The organism is Pseudoduganella sp. (genome assembly GCF_041914865.1).
Lineage (GTDB): Bacteria > Pseudomonadota > Gammaproteobacteria > Burkholderiales > Burkholderiaceae_D > Rugamonas.
Genome location: NZ_JAYSCO010000064.1, coordinates 1 through 18,885 on the forward strand (window position 1 = coordinate 1; position 18,885 = coordinate 18,885).

Here is an 18,885-nt window from a genome sequence, read left to right on the forward strand (position 1 = left end):
TTCCAGACCAACATCCTGGCCCTGAACGCGGCGGTGGAAGCGGCGCGCGCCGGCGAGCAGGGGCGCGGCTTTGCCGTGGTGGCGAGCGAAGTGCGCCAGCTGGCGCAGCGCTCGGCCGCCGCCGCCAAGGAAATCCGCGACCTGATCTCCAGCTCGGTGAGCCAGGTGGAGCAGGGCAGCGCCCTGGTGCAGCGCGCCGGCAGCACGATGCAGGAGGTGGTGGGCGCGGTGCAGCGGGTGGCGCACATCATGCGCGAGATTTCAGCCGCCGGCGAGGAGCAGGGCGCCGGCATCGAGCAGATCAACCGCGCGGTGTCGGAGATGGATTCGGTGACGCAGCAGAATGCCGCGCTGGTGGAGCAGGCGGCATCAGCCGCCGATGCGCTGAAGCAGCAGGCCGCCCAGCTCGAGCGCGCGGTCGGCGTGTTCCGGCTGCACGCGCATCAGGAGGTGGCCACGCGCACCGCCGCCAGCAGCAGGCCGATGAAGCAGGCGGCGGCGATCAGCGCGCCGGCCAGCACATAGGCCGGGCGCAGGGCGCCGACGTCGCGTTCGAAATCGCTGCGCCGGCGCAGGCCGATGAACGACCAGGCGACGGCCAGCATGGTGGCGCCGAAGCTGCGCGGCGCTTTGTCCAGATTCTTGTCCATGTCGTTTTCCTTTCGCGGTTGGGCCTATTGTGCGCCGGCCCGGCCGCGAAAAACAGGCGCAGAAGCGCCCCCAAACGACCGTATCAGTTGCGCAGGCGCTCCAGCGCCTGCTGCACGGCGCGGCGCTGGCCGCCGGTCCAGTCCAGCCGCAGCAGGTCGGCGTCGCCCAGCGATTCCAGGCTGGCCGCCGCCTCGTCGCTGCCGCCGTCGGCCGTGTCCAGCATTTCCTCGTACAGCAGCGGGTAGTTTTGCACGCGCAGCATGACTTCGTCCGGCAGCTCGTCTTCCACCAGGGCGTCGCCCCAGGCCAGCAGGCGCTGGCCCAGTTCGGCCAGCGCGGCCTGGCGCGCCGGCGTGGCCGCCTGCTGCGCCAGCTGGGTAAAACCGGCCAGCGCCGCCTGCAGCTGGCGCGTGTTGGCCGACAGGTGGCAGGCGTAGGTGGCGAATTCGCGCCCCAGGCGGCCGGGGCTGGCCAGCACCACGCCGCCGGCCATGAACAGCAGGTGCCAGCTGGCCAGCAGGGCGTCGCCGCCCAGCACCAGGCCGCTGCCGCGCACCTGCCACGGTTGCGACGCTGCCAGCTGCGGCAGTTCGCGCTCGGCGCGCGCCACGCTGTGCGCCAGCTGTTCCAGCTGTTGGCAGAAGGCGCAGTCGGCACGCGTCTGGCGCAGGCGTTCCAATAGGGGCAGGGGCAGGGCCGGCGCCGCGCGCGGGCGCCAGCGGCTGATGGCAGGCAGGGCGGCCGGCGCGCCGGCACGCGCGCTCGCGGTTTGCGCTTGGGACAGCAGGTGGTGGCGCTGGTGGCGGCCGGCAAGCCAGGGTGCGCCGGGTTTCAACTGGAGCATCGAGTCCATTGTTTCCTCCCTCAACTGTTGAGGAAATTCTGAACCTTTTATCAAGCCCCTGCAAGCCTCAGTTGGCGCCGGCGATGCGGTTGCGGCCGTGGCGCTTGGCCTGGTACAGGGCGTCGTCGCCGCGCTTCAGCACATCCTCGCAGGTGGCGTCACCCGCCGCGAACTCGGCCAGGCCGCCGCTGATGGTGACGCCGGCGCCGATGCTGCCCAGCCCCTGCAGCGTGTCGGCGATGCGCTGGCGCAGGCGCTCGGCAATGGGCGCTGCCTGGGCGCGCGTGGTGTGTGGCATCAGGACCACGAATTCGTCGCCGCCCAGGCGCGCCGGGGCGTCCGTGGCGCGCAGCTCATGGCGGCACACTTCGGCCGTGGTTTTCAGCACCACATCGCCCGTCAGGTGGCCGTGCTCGTCGTTGACGCGCTTGAAATGGTCGATGTCGAACACCAGCACCGCCAGCGGCGTGCCATAGCGCTCGAAGGTGTCGAAATGCTCGGCCAGCACGCCCATCAGCTTGCGCCGGTTCAGCAGGCCGGACAGGGCATCGATCTCGCTTTGCATGCGCAGCTGGACTTCCAGCTCCTTGCGCGCCGTGATGTTGCTGGCAACCCACAACACAGCATCCTCGCCCGCCAGCGGGAAGTCGAGCGCCTGGATGCGGCCCTCGAACCACAGGCGCTGGCCCGGGCCTTCGCTGTCCAGGCCCTTGACGTCGCAGGCGGCCAGGCTGTATTCGACAATGTGCAGGCTGCGGCTGTCGAGCGCGCGCGCCAGCTCCTGGATGAACCAGGCCGCCTTGTCCGGCGCCAGCACATCGTGCACGCTCTGGCCGATCAGGGCCGAGCCGTCGTGGTAATAGCGCACGTCGATGCCGCCGAAAATGGCGAGGTAGCGCCCGCTGCGGGTCAGGATGAAGGCCGGGTCGGGCAGGGCGCGCAGGATGGCCGCCAGTTGATTGCCGGAAAATAATGTGTCGTCACGCATGGCACGACGTTAGCAGAGCCGGGCAATAACGCAAAAATTGTTAATAAAAGCTTACGAACTTTCACAGTCGGCGCGCCACGCCAGCTGGCCGCCGGCGGCCTCGTTCAGGCGCGCCACCAGGGCTGGCGCCGCGCTGTCGGCCAGGCGGAAGGCCAGCGTCACGTCCTGCCCGTGCGCCACCTCCAGCAGCTGGGCCCCGGCCGCCGCCAGCTCGCGCCGCAGCACGCCCTCCAGCGCATACGGCAGGCTGCAGCGCAGTTCGGCGTAGCGCACGATGGCGACCTTCTGCGCCGTCAGCAGGGCTTGCGCCACGGCATCGGTATACGCCCGCACCAGGCCGCCCGCGCCCAGTTTCACCCCGCCGTAATAGCGCACCACGGCCGCCAGCACGCCGTCCAGGTCCTGGTGGCGCAGCACGTCCAGCATGGGGCGGCCGGCCGTGCCGCCCGGTTCGCCGTCGTCCACCGCCGCCGACTGGCCGCCGGCCAGCAGGGCCCAGCAGACGTGCGCCGCGGCCGGATGCTCGGCGCGCAGGCGCGCCACGATGGCCTGCGCCGCGGCGCGGTCGGGCACCGGGTGCAGGTAGGCGAGGAAGCGGCTTTTCTTGATCAGCAGTTCGCTGGTGGCGGGGGAGGCAATGGTTTGTGGCATGGGGCCAACATGATACTCCTTTGGCGTGTGGCATGGCTTACAATGCCGTTGCAACTTTTCCAACATGATATATGGCGGCAACTTTCCGCATCCGCACCTTGGGCGTACAGGCAGGCTTGCAGCGCGAGCGGGTCGAGGCACGCCTGATGCTTTTGTTCCGCCGTCCGCTGGAAGCTGTGCGCCCGGTGGCCGAAGGCAATGGCGCGCTGCTGAAAAAGGGCCTGGACCTGGACAGCGCCGTGCGCTACCGCGATGCCCTGTTGCGCTGCGGCTGCGCCAGCGTGATCGAAGAGGAAAGCGTGCTGCCGGCCGCGCGCGCCACGCTGGCCGAATACGCCGCCCTGCTGCAGGCGCAATTGCAGGCGCTCGACCCGGGCCGGCGCTGGCAGTTCATCGCGGCCGACAGTGAGCTGTTCGGCGTGCCCGGCCCGGCCTCGCCGTACCCGCTGGAACTGGTGGTGCCGCTCGAGCGCATGTACCAGGAATGGCTGGCCGCCAGCACCGGCGCCAGCGATGACCTGCTGCGCTACACGGCCGGCATGGTCCTGATGGGCAACACGCCGGGCATGGTGGAGGAGGCGGCGCGCCACCTGCTGCCCATCGTGCGCAACAGCGCCGAGCGCGGGCAAGCCATGCTGGCCGCCGCGCGCGGCTACTCGCCGCTGCTGTTCCGCCCCTTGTGCGAAGGGCTGGAAATCGGCCTGGCGTACCAGCGCGGCAGCGTGGTGCACCGCGTGGCGCAGGCCCACCTGGACGCCTGGGACATGAGCGAGGAGGCCGCCTTCGAGGCCGCCTTTGCCAACCTGCGCGCCCGTTCCAGCCTGCCGCTGCAGGCATCGCCGCAAGGCGTGTTCGGCGGCCTGTGGGACGACGGCTACGATTCCTCGCGCATGCTGCTGCCGGAGCTATTCAGCGGCCTGGTCACGTACGGGCGCCCGGTGGTGATGGTGCCCACGCGTGGCCTGCTGATGGTGTGCAGCGACAAGAACGACATCGCGCTGGACGCCATGCTGAAAGCCGCCATCGACGCCATGCGCGAGGAAAAGATGGTGACGCCGCGCATGCTGCGCCTGGTCGACGGCCGCTGGCAGCACTTCGTGCCGCCGGCGCACAGCCGCCGCCTGAACAGCCTGGCCAAGTACGCCGAGAGCAACGACTACCGCCTGCAGAAGGAGCTGCTGAAAGCGCGCACCACGGCCAGTGGCGAAGATCTGTACATCGCCACCTATATGGTCGGCAAGACCGGCCCCGAGCAGCGCCGCACCAGCGCCTGCACCTGGACGCGCGGCGTGCCGAGCCTGCTGCCGAAAACCGATTTGCTGTGCTTTGCCGACCCGGCCAGCAATGCGCCGTCGATCACCGTGGCCTGGGAGGTGGCGCTGCCGGTGATCGGCGCGCTGCTGCAGCGCACCGACGACTGCCCGCCGCGCTACCTGGTGGACGGCTTCCCCAACCCGCTGCAGCTGGCGCAGCTGGCGGAAAGCGCCGCCGCCGCGCGGCGCGAGGCGCAGGAGGCGGCCGCCGCCAAGGCGCGCGCGCTGGCCCAGGAAAGCGCGCCCACCGTGGTGCTGGAGCCGCCGCGCCCGGCCTGGTACGCGCTGCGCACGGTGCTGGGGCGCTGGTCGTCCGACGCCAAATCCGCCCATGCCCGATAACAATGCCCTGGTGGCGGCCGCCACCCCGGTCTTCCTGCTCTTGATCGGCGCCGAAGCCTGGCTGGCGCGGCGCCGCCGCATCGCCGCCTACAGCCTGGCCGACAGCCTGACCAGCATGGCCTGCGGCATCTGGACCGTGACCCTGGAGGTGTTCACCAAGGCGGCCTGGCTGCTGGCCTATGCCTGGGTGTTCCAGCACCTGGCGCCGTGGCAGTCGGACCCGGCCTCGGCCTGGACCTGGCTCTGGTCGTTTATCGCCTTCGATTTCGTCTACTACTGGGCGCACCGCTGGTCGCACGAAGTCAACCTGCTGTGGGCCGTGCATGCGCCGCACCACCAGAGCGAGGAGTTCAACCTGACCACGGCGCTGCGCCAGGGCGCCTTCCAGGACCTGCTGCACGCGCCGCTGTTCATGCTGCTGGCGCTGCTGGGCTGCCCGCCCGGCGTGTTCATCGTCCAGCTCACGCTCAGCAAGTTCTACCAGTTCTGGATCCACACCCGCCTGGTGGGCCGCGTGCCGCTGCTGGAAGGACTCCTCAACACGCCCAGCGCGCACCGCGTGCACCACGCCGTCAACGACGTCTACCTCGACCGCAACTACGGCGGCACGCTGATGCTGTGGGACCGCCTGTTCGGCACCTGGCGCGCGGAGGGCGAAGCCTGCGTGTACGGCGTGCGCAAGGGCGCGCCCGGCTGGAACGCCGTGTGGGCGCAGTTCGCCTGGCCGGCCGTGATGTGGCGCGACGCCTGCCGCACCGCGCGCTGGCGCGACAGGCTGGCGCTGTGCTGGCGCCGCACCGGCTGGCGCCCGGCCGATGTCGCCGCCGCCGATCCCTGGCCGCCGTTCGCGCTGCCGGCCGGCCGCCTGTACTGCGCCACGCGCGCCGATGCCTGCGGCAAGCGCTGGACTGCCGCCGCCGTGCTGTGCTTCCTGGCCGCCGTGCTGCTGCAGAACCAGCTGGTGACGCACGCCGCCACGCTGGCCTGGCTGCCCAAGCTGGCGCTGGTGCTGGCGGTCACGGCGGCCCTGCTGCTGGCGTACTGCCTGCAGCCGCCCGGCTCTTCTGGCGCCAGCGCCGCAGCCAGAACACCGGCAGGCTGAGCGCGCCGAGCGCCACGCCCCACCAGAACGCCTCGCGCCCCATGCCGTAGAAGGCCCACAGCGAGAACAGGCAGCTCATCGCCGCGCTGAGCGAGAGCGCCCAGCCGCGCGCCAGCACGCCGCGCCGGTACAGCCGGAACACCGCCGCCCCGCCCACCAGGTAGAGCGGCATGCTGGCCGCCGTCACCACCATGGTCAGGAAGGTAAAGCCCTGCGCCAGCGAGCGCGTGTAGTTCATGCCGATCATGGCGCTGGCCAGCACCCCCATCAGCAGCAGCGACCAGGTCGGCGCGCCGTAGCGGTTGGCCGCCTTCAGGCGCGCCGGGAAGACACCGTGCGCCGCCATCGAAGCCGTCACTTCGCCGGCCAGCATGGTCCAGCCGTTCAGCGCGCCCAGGCCGCTGACGATCACGGCCAGCGCCAGCCAGTGGCCGCTGCCGGCGTCCCAGTAGCGCTGGAACAGGTCGACGAAGGGCGCGTCCGACGCCGCCAGCTGCGGCGCCGGCAGCAGCAGCAGCGGGACCGCGCTGACCGACACGTACACCGCCGCCGCCACCAGCGTGCCGGCCATGGTGGCGCGCGGGATGGTGCGCTCCGGCTGCTCGACCTTGGTGGCCGGCAGCGCCGCGCATTCCACGCCCAGCATGGCAAACAGCGCGATGGTGCCGGCCGCCGCGGTGCCGTCGAGCGAGAAGGGGACCGGCGCCAGGTGGGCCTGGAAGGCGGCGCCGTCGCTGGCCAGGACCCATGCGCCGAGCAGCACGATGGCGCCCATCGGCAGCAGCTTGAGCGCGGCCGACGCCAGCTGCACCCGGCCCGAGGCCAGCGCGCCGCGCAGGCTGACCAGCACGAAGAGCCAGACCAGGGCCATGCCGGCCAGCGGCTGCAGGGCCGGGTTGGCGCGCAGCGGCGGCAGCAGCGCCGCCAGGTAGCCGACGATGCCTATCGCCAGCGCCGCATTGCTGACCCAGATCGAAACCCAGTAGCACCACATGGTGAAGAAGGCCACGCCGTTGCCGAAGGCGCGCCGGCAGTAGCCGTACGGCCCGTCCTCCTGCGGCATGGCGCGCGCCAGGCGGGCGAAGACGTATGCAATGAACAGGCAGCCCAGCACCGTGACGGCCCAGCCGGCAAAGGCGTTGCGCCCGTACGGCGCCAGCCCGGCCGGCAGCATGAAGACGCCCATGCCGATCATATTGCCCACGATCAGGGCGGTGCACATCCAGAAGCCGAGCGGCTTAGGCCCGGCGTGCATAGGCGGCCCGCAGCAGGTTCTGGAAATGCCACACGCCGCTCTCGCGCGCCGGGTTCAGGCGCCCGGCGCTATAGGAGCCGGACGCCAGCCCTTGCTGCACATGCTCGCAGATGGCGATGTCCTCGGCCTGGATTTCGTCGGAGAAGGCCTGCTCGGCCTGCACCCGCGCCTGCACCTCCGGCGCGTCGCTGTAGTAGTAATCGAATTCCACGATGCAGTGGCCATGGCCGGCCGGCAGGATGCGGTTGGTCTGCAGCCGGCCCGGCGTGATGTTCAGCATGGTGTTGGGGTAGACGAAGTAGTACCAGGCGTTGCCGTCGCCGTAGATGCCGTCGTTGTTGCGCAGCGGCGAATGCTGCAGCGAATGCCATTGCGCCAGCTCGGTGTCGTAGGCGCGGTAATCGAGCACGCGCGACAGGCCGGGATGGACGAAGGGCAGGTGGTAGCCTTCCAGGAAGTTGTCGACGTAGACCTTCCAGTTGCAGGCCAGGCGGTAGGTGTCGCGCTTGGCGAAGCGCATCTGCGGCAGGCCGGCCGGCGCGATGCGCTCGGCGATGCCGGCGAACACCTGCCCGAAGGGCGGCGTGGCCGCGTCCAGCGCCACGAACACCAGCCCTTGCCACTCCTGCACCGCAATGCGCGGCAGGCGGATGGCGGCCTTGTCGAAGCCCTGCGCGCCCTGCATTTCGGTGGCGGCGCGCAAGGCGCCATCAAGCTCGTAGGTCCAGCCGTGGTATTTGCAGTGCAGCGCCCTGGCGCCCTTGCCGTTGCAGGTGGCCAGCGGCCCGGCGCGGTGGCGGCACACGTTGAAGAAGGCCTGCAGGCCGCCGTCCGGCTGGCGCACGATCAGCACCGGCTTGCCCGCGATATCGCCCACCACATGGTCGCCCGGCGCCTGCAGTTCGCCGCTGTGCGCCGCCAGCTGCCAGCTGCGGCCGAATACTTCGCGCTGTTCGAATTCCAGCCAGTGCGGCTCGGTGTAGAAGCTGGCGTGCAGGGCGTGCGCCTGGTCCAGCGGTTCGATGCGGCAGTACTCCAGCAGGGGCATGGCGGGCTCCGGGGCGGGAAAGGCTCACTGTCGCACAGAATGCGCGCCGCGTGAAGCCTGCGTTACCAGCCGCCGTCGCCCGGCAGCAGATAGTCCACCAGCACCAGCAGCCAGAGTACCCCGCCCAGTGCGCACCAGGCGTAGTTGCCCGCGCTGAACTTGTCGTTACTGGCGCCTTGCGGGTCGCCGCAGCGGGCGTTGACTTCGATCTGCGCCTGCCGCATCACCAGTGCCAGCGGAACCAGCATGAACCAGCTGAGGCCATCGAGTATCGGCGAGGCGCGGCTGGCCCATACCAGCAGATAGTCCGTCACCAGCAGGAACACCATGGCGGCCGCATAGCTGCCGCTATCCCAGGCGTCGCGCTTGCCGCTGGCGTCATGGGCGCCGATGCGGCGGAACAGGCTGTGCGTGAAGAACAGTGCGAACAGGGCGCGCGGCAGCGGCCAGACGTCGGCGCCGGTGGCCCGCCTTTGCTGCGCCCAGTTCCGGTAATACCAGTACAGCTGGTACACGCCGAGGGTGAGGAAGTACTGGATCAGCATCTTGCGCGTCGAGACGACATAGAAATGGTCGCTGGCCGCCGCGCTGGGCTGTTGGTCGAGATCGGAGAGGGGCGGGGCGTAGACGTTGTGGCTCATTTGCTTTCCGGAAACTTGGATAGCAAATTGTAACGAGTGCATGCCGCCGCAGGCTCTCCAAAAGTCACATTTACGAAAAATAAACGCTTATTGCACTGGATGAAGCGGGGCGTCGGCCAGGGCGCCGGCCACCGTCATCCAGGGGCGGATGCGCCAGTCCAGCACCAGGCCGTTTTTCACGTAGGGATCGTGCGCGACGAACTGCTCCACCACGGCCGGCGAATCGGCCTTGAACCACAGCAGCGCGCTGTCGACCGGGTCGGCCAGCACGCCGCCCAGCTGGAACTCGCCGCGTCCGTGCGATTCCCAGGCTAGCTTCAGGTGCGCGTCGCGGAATTCGGCGCGGCGTTCCAGGTAGTCGGGGGCGTAATCGTAGATCAGGACGTAGTGTATGGCGGTCTCGCGTTGATTGGGGGAGACCGAGTATAGCCAGAAATGAAAAAGCCAGCCCGAAGGCTGGCTTTTTCACTGATACTGGTAGGCCGTGCGGGGCTCGAACCTGCGACCAACGGATTAAAAGTCCGCTGCTCTACCAACTGAGCTAACGACCCGAAGGGCATGAATTATATAGGGCTAAAACACATTCCGCAAGAGCTGTGTTTATTCCGGTGCGCGGCGGAACTCCAGGGCACAGCGCGCGCCCGAGCAGACGAAGTGCAGCGTCTCGGCCGGGAAGCCGATGTCCAGCGCCAGCGGCGGCTCACCGTCGATCAGGAAGTACGCCTGGTAGCCATCGGAATACAACACCAGGTCGAGCGCCTGGCCTGGCTGGATGCGGCGCGCCAGTTCCTTGCGCCCCTGCTTGCTGGAGCCACCCTTGGCCACCAGTTCGGCGAACACCGCAACGCTGCCGTCCTGCATGCCTTGCAGGCGCAGGCAGGCGGCGTCGCTTGGCATCGTGGCCATCAGGCACAGGCTGGTGATCGAACTCCATTGTTCATGCTTCGCGAGTTCGTCGATCGACAGGCGCAGCTTGCGGTGCAGCCTGCTGTCGAAGCGGTAGGTGCCGGCACCGTAGTAGGCGCCTTGCGCCGCCAGCGTCAGCCGCCAGGGCGAGGCGGCAGGCTGCGGTGCGCCGGCGCTGGCGTTGGCGTTGGCGGCGCCGCCCGCCTGGGCCAGCGCGTCCGCGTAGCCGCCGGCGGCGGCGCGGCGCAAATAATCGGCCGCCTTCGCGTTGTCCGTGGCAAAGCGCGACATCAGGAATTGCGCTTCCGGGTCCTCGGCGCTGTCGGCGAACGCCGCCAGTTTGGCGAGGACAGGCGCGAAGTCGCCCCGGTAGTTGCCGTCCAGCTGGCGCCGGGCCAGGGTGTAGACCGCTTTGTCGCTGCCCTTGGCCATGGCCTTCTCGCACCATGCGGTGCCCTCGGCGACATTGGCTGGCACGCCGATGCCCTCCAGGTAGCGGTCGCACAGGTCGAACATGCCTTGCGTGTCGCCGTTCAGGGCGAACACTTGCGCCACTTCCAGGCCGCGGTCGCGCATGCCCAGGAGCTGCGGTTCCGATGTATCGGCGGGCGGCAGCGAGCCGGGCGCTTTGTCGCGGAATACGGCCAGCAGCACGTCGAGCGGGACGGCGTGGCCGTTGGCGGTCAGTACGCCCGCTTGCAGTTCCAGCGTGGTGTGCAGCATGTCCTGCTCGCGCCAGGCGTAGCGCTTGGTGAGCAGGCTGCCGACTTGCTGTTCATAGATGCGCGCGCCCATTTCCGCCGGCGGCAAGGCACGCTTGTCGGCGTCTTGGCTGGCGCTGAGCGCGATGTCGTCGGCCGCCTGGCGCAACAGGGCCAGCGGCATGGCTACCTCCAGCTTGCCGTGCAGCTTGGCCAGTACGGCGCCGGCCGAGGCAAAGTCGGCCTCGCCGGCGTCCGGCATGCGGACGCTGCCTTTGAGGCTCAGCTCATGGCCCTTGTAGCGGAAGCTGAACTGGTCCAGTTCCAGCACGGCGCCGCGCATGGCCAGGCGCTTGATGGCGGGCAGGTGGCGCGTCAGGACGTCGAGCGAGTCCAGACTGCCTTGGCCGCTGGCTTGCTGCGCCAGCTCCTCTTTCTGCAACTGGCCCAACGTCGCGGCGTCGAGGTTGCGCAGGCGCGCCGCCAGGCGCAGCTGGTCCACGCCGTGACCGCCCAGCAGCAGGCGGCCGACTGTGATGTCCAGGCGGGCGCCATATGCGCTGCCGTCCCGCGCGACCTGCAGGCTGTGGCGGAATTGCTCAAAGCTGCCGGCGGCGCCTTGGGTACCGGTTGGCGCGAGGTCGATCTTATCGACCGCCACGTCGCTCTGGCCGCTCCAGTAGTCGCGCTGCTGGCTGCCTGTAAAGCGGAGACCGGTCATGCTGGTCGTACCGGTGCTGTCGGCAACGCGCAGCGACGGCATCTGGCCGCGCACCGTGACGCTGCCATCGGGCAGGCTGCGCGCCACCAGGCTGCCTTGAGCCCACGCCAGTTCCTCTTTGCCGTCCTGGTATTGGCCGCCGGGCAGGGTAATACTGTAGCTGCTGCGGCCCGCGGCAGGCGGCAGGCGCTTGACCTGCAGCGGGCTGGCCGCACCCAGCACTGCCTCCACCGCCGCCAGTTGCGCCGGCGAATACTGGTTCTTGCTGGGCTGCGCCGGCTGGAAGGCTTTGCCCGGGCGGGGCGTCAGGCGCGCGCCCAGTTCACGTTTCAGGTAATCGATCGCCAGCATCGCCTTTGTGGGCGGTGCACTGGGCGGTTGCTGGGCGAAGGCGGCAGGCGCAAGGGCCAGGGCGGCCCACAGGAGAAACGGTTTTACCACGTGCGGAGGGAAGGGGCTGTTGAATCGGAGAAATATTATAGAGTCCGCGCCAGCGATAAAGATGCGCGCATTGTCACAAGCTTGGGCATAATGCTGCCCTCGCGCCAAGGAGCAGATATGACCTACGAAGAATACCTCGACGAAGTGACCACCCTGATCTTCGAAAAATACAATGTGAAGGAAGCAGCCGCCGTCAAGCTGGTGGTGGCCGCCCAGGATGCCGAATTCTTCGTGCGCCACGACGATGACAAGAAGCTGCGCACCATCGACCAGGCCCACAAGGACGCCAAGACCATTTACGAAGCGTCGCTCGGCAACAAAAAACAGGCTACCGGCCGCCCAGGTTGAGAACGCGCAAGTACAAGTCATTCAGTTAGCCGCATGCTGCTGGGACTTCCACCCATGACAGCATTGCTGTATCGCGATGCTATACTGACCTTGATAAAATTACTTCGCCATCGAGGCGCGGTTGGACAGTGGGCGGCAGATCGGCGATCATGGGACGCATGCACAACCCCCCTCATCCTGGCGAAGTGATACGCGACGGCGTGTTTGCCGAATCCGGCATGACCGTCATCGAGTTTGCGCGGCGTTTGGGCGTTTCGCGGGTTGCGTTGTCGCGGGTGTTGCATGGCCGCGCTGCCGTAAGCCCGCAGCTGGCTATCCGTTTATCTGATCTGCTGGGCGGCAGCGCCGAATCCTGGCTCCACATGCAAGCTGATTACGACATTTGGCAAGCCAGGCAGCGCACGATTGCCTGATTCACAAGCCTGTCATTTTCGCCACCTAGAATCCGCCTCGTTTTTAACTCTCAACGAGGCGGTACATGAAAAAGACGGTAACGGCAGTAACGGCAGCGGCAGCCTTGGCCGCGTGTGGCGGCAGCGGGCAGGCTCCGCTGCCTACGCTGGACGGCAAGCCGGCCCTGGTGGTGGCGCACCGCGGCGCCAGCGGCTATATCCCGGAGCAGACGGTGGAAGCCTACGCCAAGGCGATCGAGCAGGGCGCCGACGCCATTGAGCCGGACGTGGTCTCGACCAAGGACGGCGTGCTGATCGCGCGCCACGACCCCAACCTGGCCTTCAGCACCGACGTGGCCGACCACCCCGAATTCGCGGCGCGCAAACGCAAGCTGAGCGTGGATGGCGACGTGCAGGAAGGCTGGTTCGCCAGCGATTTCACGCTGGCCGAGATCAAGACCCTGGGCGGCATTTCGACCGATGCCGAACGCCCGCAGCAGTACAACGGCAAGTACAAGATTGCGACCGTGCAGGAGATCATCGACATGATCAAGAAGAGCGGCCGCAACATCACCATCTACCCCGAAACCAAGAACCCGACCTTCCACCGCCAGCAGGGCGTGCCGCTGGAAGACAAGCTGCTGGCATTGCTGGCCAATGCCGGCTGGAGCGACGCCAGCGCGCCGGTGTTCATCCAGTCCTTCGAGCCGGGCAGCCTGAAGTACATGCGCAGCAAAGGCTCCAAGCTGAAGATGGTGCAGCTGATCGATGCCGACGATGTCGACCTGAAGACCGGCGCGCTGACCTACGCCGCGCCGTACGACCGCCCGTACGACTGGGCGCAGTCGGGCGACAAGCGCCTGTTCAGCGATATGGTGACGCCGGCCGGCCTGGCCGAGATCAAGACCTATGCCGACGGCATCGGCCCGTGGAAGCGCTACATCGTCAGCGTGAAAGGCACGCTGGACGCCAGCGGCAAACTGGTGGACGTGAACGGCGACGGCAAGATCAACGAAACCGACACCACCACGCTGGCGCCGACCACCCTGGTGGCCGACGCCCACAAGGCGGGCCTGTTCGTGCATCCCTACACCTTCCGCAACGAAAAGCGCCGCCTGGCCGGCAACTACAAGGGCGACCCGGTGCAGGAGTACAAGCAGTTCTACGCCATCGGCGTCGACGGCCTGTTCACCGACTTTGCCGATACCGCCCTGGCGGCCCGCGCCGAGTACCTGAAGGAAACCGGCCGTTAGAACTTGTGGTTGTACTCGGCCGAGAAGCGCACCTGGCGTTCAGGTGCGCGGCCGAGGACCTGGCCGTAGTACGCGCTGACCTTGTTCTTGCCCGAGTTGTACACCGGATCGGTGGCCATCACGGTCTGGCGGTTGAACAGGTTGAACACGTCCGCTTTCAGCGACAGGCCCTTGATGGCCTGCGGCGTGTAGGTTGCGTTCAGCGCCACGCGGAAGTCGGTCGGCATGCGGCCGAAGGAGCCGCGCTGGGCCGGCTTCTCGTTGCAGTAGTAGGTGGCCGAGCCGTACCAGCCGCCAGGGTTGTTGTTGACGTCCAGCGCCTTCGGCAGGTTGCCGATGCAGGACTTCGGACCGCCGCTGACGATGTTGATGTTGGTGCCCACGCTCCATTCCGGATTCAGCTGGTAGTAGCCGAACGCCTTGACCACGTGCGTGTGGTTGTTGGCCAGCAGGCCGTCGGCATTGTCCATCAGCTCCGGATAGTCGAACGCGGTGGTGGCGGCGATGTCGGCCTGGCCGATATCGGAGTGCACCTGCCCTTCCATATTGCCTTCCAGGCGCGACAGCGTGTAGTTGATCTTGCCATACCAGCCGTTGCGCAGCGGGTGCTCGAGGAAGAAGTCGAGCGCGGTGTAGACGCGCTTCACCTTCGGCAGACCGATTTCCGCTGCCGTCAGCGGGATCGTGACCAGCTTGCCGTTGCGGCCCAGGTCCAGGGTCAGGGTGTTGTCGCGGCCCGGGTTGACCAGCAGGCACGGCATGCCGTAGCCGGCGGTGCTGATGTTGTTGCGCTTGGCCCAGGCATCGACCGGGCGCTGGTCGCACCAGTCCTCGATGGTGTTGCGCAGGGTGCGGTAGGTGAACTTGGCGCCGCTGGTGTAGAGCGGGCTGAGTGCCGCCTCGAAGCCCAGCGCCAGTTCATCCTGGTAGGTCGCGCCCAGGTTGGCCGACGCCACCTGGCGCGGGTCCTTCGGCTGGCCGAATTCATTGCCGGCGGAGAGCGGCGGGCTGATTTCGGTCAGGCCGGTCGGTGCGCCGGTCTTGGGATCGACCCCGGTGTAGGTGTAGTAGTGGTCGACGTGCACCGGATTGCCGGCCAGGCGCAGGGCGACGCTGGTCGGGATCTGCAGGTGGTAGCGGCCGGCATTGGCGAATACTTTCAGCGAGCTGTCGCCGCGCACGTCCCACGAAGCGCCCAGGCGCGGCGCCAGCATGTGGCGCTGCGCGGCGTAGGCAACGCCGTCGCTGTTCTTGTTGGTGAACTGCTCGTTGCGCAGGCCCAGGTCGAGCATCAGGTTGTCGGTCACCTGCCAGCGGTCCTGGATGTACTGCGCCGACTGGTCGGTTTTCGGCGATGCCGAGTCGCTCTGGTGGTAGATGTTGACGTAGTAGCCCTGCAGGCCGTAGCCGCCGCCCGAAGCCGGGCTGCGGCCACCGGTCACCGGCTCGTTCGGATCGGCCTTCAGGTAGTAGTAGGTGCCGCCGCCGGCCAGTTCCGAACCGTTGATGGAGGACACGTTGTTGCGGTCGATGCCGACGCGCAGCGCATGCCTGCCCAGCTTGTACTCGACGTCCAGGCGCAGGGTTGACTGCTTGTCCTCGGCGTTGTCCACCTGGATGGTGCCGCCGATGGTCTGCGGGTTGTTGTAGACCAGGCCCGGCACCTGGTTGCCGAGCGGTGCGCTCACCTGGTACACGCCCGGCACGTAACCTTCGCGCGATTGCGGATAGGTGGATTTGAAGCGGCCGGCCAGCGCGGTGACGGTCAGGTTGTCGGTCAGGAAGCCGGTGTACTTGAGGATCGAGTCGTCGGTCTTGGCCGCGTCGCCGGTGGTGCCGCCGGCGCGCACATTGTTGCGCGTCAGGGTGGCGTAGTCGAAGCCAAAGTTCTGCTGCTTGCGCTTGTACTCGTCGTGGATCTGGGTGAATTCCAGGCGGTGCTCGTCGCTGATGTTGTAATCGAGCTTGAGCATGTAGCGCGGGGTGTTGGTGGCGCGCTCGGTCCAGCCGTTGGTCTTGTTCAGCGAGTCGGAGTTCTTGCTGATGTAGTCCGTGGTGAAGCGGTCCATCTCCACGTTGGCGAACATGAACAGCTTGTCCTTGACCAGCGGGCCGCCGACGTAGGCGCTGCCGAAGACGTCGTTGGCGGTGTTGTTGCCGCGGTAGGTCAGCAGCTTGCCGTCGGTGGCCGGATTGGCGCCGGTGTTCGGGTAGAAGGTGTCTTCCGGCTTGGCGCGCAGCGCGTTCGGCGTGTACTGCAGCACGGCGCCGGCTTCCCAGGTGTTGGTGCCGCTCTTGGTGGTGATGTTCACCACGCCGCCGGTGGAACGGCCGAATTCGGCGCTGTAGCCGCCGCTCAGGATCTGCGCCTGGGCGATGGCGAAAAAGGGCAGGGTGGTGGAGCCGATCTGGCGGTACACATTGGTGACCGGGAAGCCGTTGATGTAGTAGGCGTTCTCGCTGACGCCGGCGCCGCCGAAGCTGTCGCCGCCCAGGCGCGGGTTGCCGCGCGTGGTGCTCGGCGCCAGCTGGATGATGCCGGCGATGCTCTGCGCAATCGGCAGCGCGTTGAGCTGGCGCGCGGTGAACACGGCGCCGTTGTTGGTGTTGCTGACGTCGATGGTCGGACGGCGGCTGGTGACCGTCACGGCCTGGATCGCTTCGAACGACGCTTCCACACCCTGGCCGATCAGCGCCTCCACGTCCAGCGCGCGGGTAACGCTGCCATCGCACACCAGCATCACCTTGTAGGCGCCGGGCTGCATCGAGTTGGCCGTGTAGCGGCCGCTGGCATCGACGCTGACGGTGCGGCGCGCGCCGGTGGCGGTGTTTTCCAGCACCACGCTGGCGCCTTTGCAGTTGGCGACCTGGCCGAAGATGGTGCCGGTGGCGTTGGACTGGGCAAAGGCGGGTGCGGCAAATGCCGTGGCGAGGGCGTGTGCAATGATGGTCAAGCGCACACGTTGGGAAGGGTTCTTCATTTCGTCTCCTGAGGTGGCAAAAAAACGGCCGCGCGAACGCGGCCGATAAAGACATCCTAGGGAAGATGCAGATGGCGATCTAATGAATCTTTAATCGCTTTTAATACCGAAAACGTGATGGGGTGCGCGCTTTCATTCGGGCACAGTCACCAGCAGCGGGGCCTTGCCGTCCCACGCCTGGTCGAGCAGGGTCTTGCCGTTGTGGCGCACCAGCACCTGCTGGCCGCCTTTGCCGCCCTTGGCGCGCGTGGTGACGATGTCGATGCCGCTGCCGTCCGTGCCGGCGCCGAAGGCGCGTATATGCCGCAGCGCCATGCGCGGCCAGCCCTGCGGCAGGCGCGGCGCGATGGTGAAGCTGCGCAGGCTGGTGGCCTCGATGCCGAACAGGCCTTCCGTGATGACGCGCGCATACAGCCCGCTTTCCGCCGACAGGTGGCGCTGCTGGCCTTCCGGCCACGCCTCCACCGCATACGGCACGTGGTCGCCCAGCAGGCGGCGGTTGGAGTAGTAGCGCAGGTAGGGCATGGTGCGTTCCAGCTCGCCGGCCTTCAGCAGGCCGCGCAGGGCGTACAGCGTGGCGCGGTCCCAGAACGTCTTGTCGCCGGCTTCGGTCAGCACGCCGTTCTCGGTCCACAGCTGCGGCGACAGCAGCGCGTCGACCGTGCCGGGCAGGCGTTCGGTGATGCCGAGCGCCAGCGGCAGCGCGATCCAGGCGCGCAGCTTGTCGTTGCCGTCGTAGTAGCGGTAGGTGTCGTAGCCGGCCATGCGCGCGCCGAAATAGCGCTCAATGGCGCCGCGCTGCTGTTGCGCTTCCTGCTGCAGGGCGCTGGCGCGCTGCCGGTCGCCCAGCGAGGCCACCAGGCGCGCCGCCCCTTGCAGCCCGCCGTAGGCCAGTACATTGGTCGACAGGTTGGCTTTGCCGGCCGGGAAGCGGCCTTCCAGCTCATCGCTGTCGGAGTGGACGATGCCTTGCGCGTCGCGCTTGCGGCGCGTGAACTCCAGGCACCAGTCGATCAGCGGCAGCAGCTGGCGCGCGGTGCCGGCGTCGCCCTGCGCCAGCGCGAACTGGCTGGCGCCGTAGGAAATCATGGCGCAGTCGCCGCGGTCGCCGGCGCCGTTCCAGAAGCCGCGCCCCTCGGCGATGATGGAGGAGGGGATCGGCTTGTAGTCGGCGTTCATGTAGCGCGCGAACAGGCCGAAGCTGGTCATGGCGCTTTGCACGGCGGCGCGGTCGCCCAGGTAGGGGAAGAAGGGGTTCACATACTCGGCCTGGTCGTTGGCCCAGACCGCGGCGTAATAGCGCGTGCCGCCGGGACCGTGCAGCAGGCCGCCGCGCGTGGCGAACACGCTTTCGGCGGCGCGCACCTTGGAGAAGGCGAACATGGCGTCCAGCGCCGGCTCCGGTGTTTCCAGCACCAGGCTGGCGCGCCATTGCGCCACTTTCTGCGCCCGCTCCTGCAGCGCTTCGCCGCCGTCCACGTACACCATTTCGTTCTGCAGGCGGCCGCTGATGATGACGTCGACGTGCACGCGCGCGCCGGGCGCCAGCACGCCCTCGCGCGCCGGCGAGCGCACTTCCACCACGTAGGCGCCGTGCGTGCCGCGCTCGGCCAGCGTGGTCTCGCTGCGTTCCAGCGCGCCGAAGCGGTAGCGGCGCGCGGCCGTGCCGGTATTGGCCAGCTCCAGGCGCTCCACCAGCGCCGGCTCGTCGGGCGAGGGCGCCAGGGTGCGCGTCAGCTGCAGCCCGGGCGCCAGCTGCGATTGCAGGGCCAGGCGGCCGTCGAAGCGCACCTGGCGCAGGCGCTCGGTGGCCGCCGGCTGGCCGTCGATCTCCAGCGTGGGCGTGGCTTCGGCGCCGAATTTTCGGATCAGGCTGGCGTGCGTGTCGTCCGGGATGGTGCGCAGCATCGGCCACACCACGGTGCGCGACAGCAGCAGCGAACCGTCGGCCTGGCTGCCATAGTCGACCACGGCCGACACCTGGCGCCCGCTCATCTCCAGCTGGTCGCGGTGGGCGTCCTGCACCTCCCAGCGGATGGCGTCGCCGTCGATCCGCCAGCGCGGCGTGAACGGGATCGGCATCGCGCCGGCCACCGCGCCGTCGGCACGCGTTACTCGGCCCGGCCGCTTGGCGCCGTCGGTGCGCGCCGCAGCGCCGCTGCCCGCCTGGCTGCGCAACTGCGCCTTGCCGGCCGGCGCCAGCGCGCCGTCGCCGGTCGCCGCGCCGCTGCCGCCGGCAGCGGCCATGGCGGCGATAGCGGCAGCGAGGGCGACCGCGCGCACCTGGAATTTGCTTTGCATAGTGTT

The 18,885-nt window shown here is 68.2% G+C and carries 17 protein-coding genes and 1 tRNA gene; 6 read left to right on the plus strand and 12 right to left on the minus strand.

Features of this window, described 5'->3' with window-relative positions; all coding sequences use genetic code 11:
* Positions 1 to 525, plus strand: a 525-nt coding sequence (locus ACE3TQ_RS22410) for a methyl-accepting chemotaxis protein (protein ID WP_374585169.1), incomplete at its 5' end; no start/stop codon positions are given.
* Here the strand turns inward: ACE3TQ_RS22410 and ACE3TQ_RS22415 are convergent.
* The 4 genes from ACE3TQ_RS22415 to ACE3TQ_RS22430 form a co-directional block, all read right to left on the minus strand.
* On the minus strand, positions 444 to 650 hold the full coding sequence (locus tag ACE3TQ_RS22415; RefSeq protein WP_374585171.1) for a DUF2970 domain-containing protein: 207 nt from the start codon (positions 648 to 650) through the stop codon (positions 444 to 446). The genes ACE3TQ_RS22410 and ACE3TQ_RS22415 overlap by 82 nt on opposite strands.
* An 83-nt stretch (positions 651 to 733) precedes the next feature.
* The gene (locus tag ACE3TQ_RS22420; protein WP_374585173.1) at positions 734 to 1,504 is read right to left on the minus strand and encodes a hypothetical protein; all 771 of its coding nucleotides are present in this window, start codon (positions 1,502 to 1,504) and stop codon (positions 734 to 736) included.
* 58 nt (positions 1,505 to 1,562) lie between these two features.
* Positions 1,563 to 2,483 (minus strand): GGDEF domain-containing protein, encoded by a 921-nt coding sequence (locus tag ACE3TQ_RS22425; RefSeq protein WP_374585175.1) that lies wholly within the window; start codon positions 2,481 to 2,483, stop codon positions 1,563 to 1,565.
* A gap of 51 nt (positions 2,484 to 2,534) precedes the next feature.
* Positions 2,535 to 3,134: a YigZ family protein gene (locus ACE3TQ_RS22430; protein WP_374585177.1), complete on the minus strand. Its 600-nt coding sequence runs from the start codon at positions 3,132 to 3,134 to the stop codon at positions 2,535 to 2,537.
* 71 nt (positions 3,135 to 3,205) lie between these two features.
* Between ACE3TQ_RS22430 and ACE3TQ_RS22435 the strand changes: the two genes are divergently transcribed.
* A complete protein-coding gene (locus ACE3TQ_RS22435; RefSeq protein WP_374585179.1) occupies positions 3,206 to 4,789 on the plus strand; it encodes a hypothetical protein in 1,584 nt (527 codons plus the stop codon).
* On the plus strand, positions 4,779 to 5,891 hold the full coding sequence (locus tag ACE3TQ_RS22440) for a sterol desaturase family protein (protein ID WP_374585181.1): 1,113 nt from the start codon (positions 4,779 to 4,781) through the stop codon (positions 5,889 to 5,891). Before ACE3TQ_RS22435 ends, ACE3TQ_RS22440 begins: the two co-directional genes overlap by 11 nt.
* On the opposite strand, the gene ACE3TQ_RS22445 is transcribed toward ACE3TQ_RS22440, so the two are convergent.
* From ACE3TQ_RS22445 to ACE3TQ_RS22470, 6 genes are all read right to left on the minus strand, one after another.
* Positions 5,806 to 7,146: an APC family permease gene (locus tag ACE3TQ_RS22445; protein WP_374585183.1), complete on the minus strand. Its 1,341-nt coding sequence runs from the start codon at positions 7,144 to 7,146 to the stop codon at positions 5,806 to 5,808. The two genes, ACE3TQ_RS22440 and ACE3TQ_RS22445, sit on opposite strands and share 86 nt — an antisense overlap.
* Positions 7,130 to 8,194 carry an aromatic ring-hydroxylating dioxygenase subunit alpha gene (locus ACE3TQ_RS22450; RefSeq protein WP_374585185.1) on the minus strand — a complete coding sequence of 355 codons (1,065 nt, stop codon included), beginning with the start codon at positions 8,192 to 8,194 and terminating at the stop codon, positions 7,130 to 7,132. Before ACE3TQ_RS22450 ends, ACE3TQ_RS22445 begins: the two co-directional genes overlap by 17 nt.
* Before the next feature lie 62 nt (positions 8,195 to 8,256).
* Positions 8,257 to 8,835, minus strand: coding sequence for a hypothetical protein (locus ACE3TQ_RS22455; RefSeq protein ID WP_374585187.1), 579 nt, complete (start codon positions 8,833 to 8,835; stop codon positions 8,257 to 8,259).
* Positions 8,836 to 8,922: 87 nt separating this feature from the next.
* Positions 8,923 to 9,228, minus strand: coding sequence for a YciI-like protein (locus ACE3TQ_RS22460; RefSeq protein ID WP_374585224.1), 306 nt, complete (start codon positions 9,226 to 9,228; stop codon positions 8,923 to 8,925).
* 82 nt (positions 9,229 to 9,310) lie between these two features.
* Positions 9,311 to 9,386, minus strand: a tRNA-Lys gene (locus ACE3TQ_RS22465).
* A gap of 49 nt (positions 9,387 to 9,435) precedes the next feature.
* On the minus strand, positions 9,436 to 11,514 hold the full coding sequence (locus ACE3TQ_RS22470) for a DUF945 family protein (RefSeq protein WP_374585188.1): 2,079 nt from the start codon (positions 11,512 to 11,514) through the stop codon (positions 9,436 to 9,438).
* A gap of 207 nt (positions 11,515 to 11,721) precedes the next feature.
* Between ACE3TQ_RS22470 and ACE3TQ_RS22475 the strand changes: the two genes are divergently transcribed.
* The 3 genes from ACE3TQ_RS22475 to ACE3TQ_RS22485 all read left to right on the plus strand — a co-directional run bounded on the left by ACE3TQ_RS22475 (position 11,722) and on the right by ACE3TQ_RS22485 (position 13,597).
* Complete coding sequence (locus tag ACE3TQ_RS22475) at positions 11,722 to 11,952, plus strand: hypothetical protein (RefSeq protein ID WP_374585190.1); 231 nt, start codon at positions 11,722 to 11,724, stop codon at positions 11,950 to 11,952.
* 149 nt (positions 11,953 to 12,101) lie between these two features.
* Complete coding sequence (locus ACE3TQ_RS22480) at positions 12,102 to 12,365, plus strand: HigA family addiction module antitoxin (protein ID WP_374585192.1); 264 nt, start codon at positions 12,102 to 12,104, stop codon at positions 12,363 to 12,365.
* 65 nt (positions 12,366 to 12,430) lie between these two features.
* Entirely contained in the window at positions 12,431 to 13,597 is a 1,167-nt protein-coding gene (locus tag ACE3TQ_RS22485; RefSeq protein WP_374585194.1) for a glycerophosphodiester phosphodiesterase, read from the plus strand.
* Here the strand turns inward: ACE3TQ_RS22485 and ACE3TQ_RS22490 are convergent.
* Positions 13,594 to 16,578: a carboxypeptidase regulatory-like domain-containing protein gene (locus tag ACE3TQ_RS22490; RefSeq protein WP_374585196.1), complete on the minus strand. Its 2,985-nt coding sequence runs from the start codon at positions 16,576 to 16,578 to the stop codon at positions 13,594 to 13,596. The two genes, ACE3TQ_RS22485 and ACE3TQ_RS22490, sit on opposite strands and share 4 nt — an antisense overlap.
* 132 nt (positions 16,579 to 16,710) lie before the next feature.
* A complete protein-coding gene (locus ACE3TQ_RS22495; protein ID WP_374585198.1) occupies positions 16,711 to 18,879 on the minus strand; it encodes a hypothetical protein in 2,169 nt (722 codons plus the stop codon).
* Positions 18,880 to 18,885 lie beyond the last annotated feature (6 nt).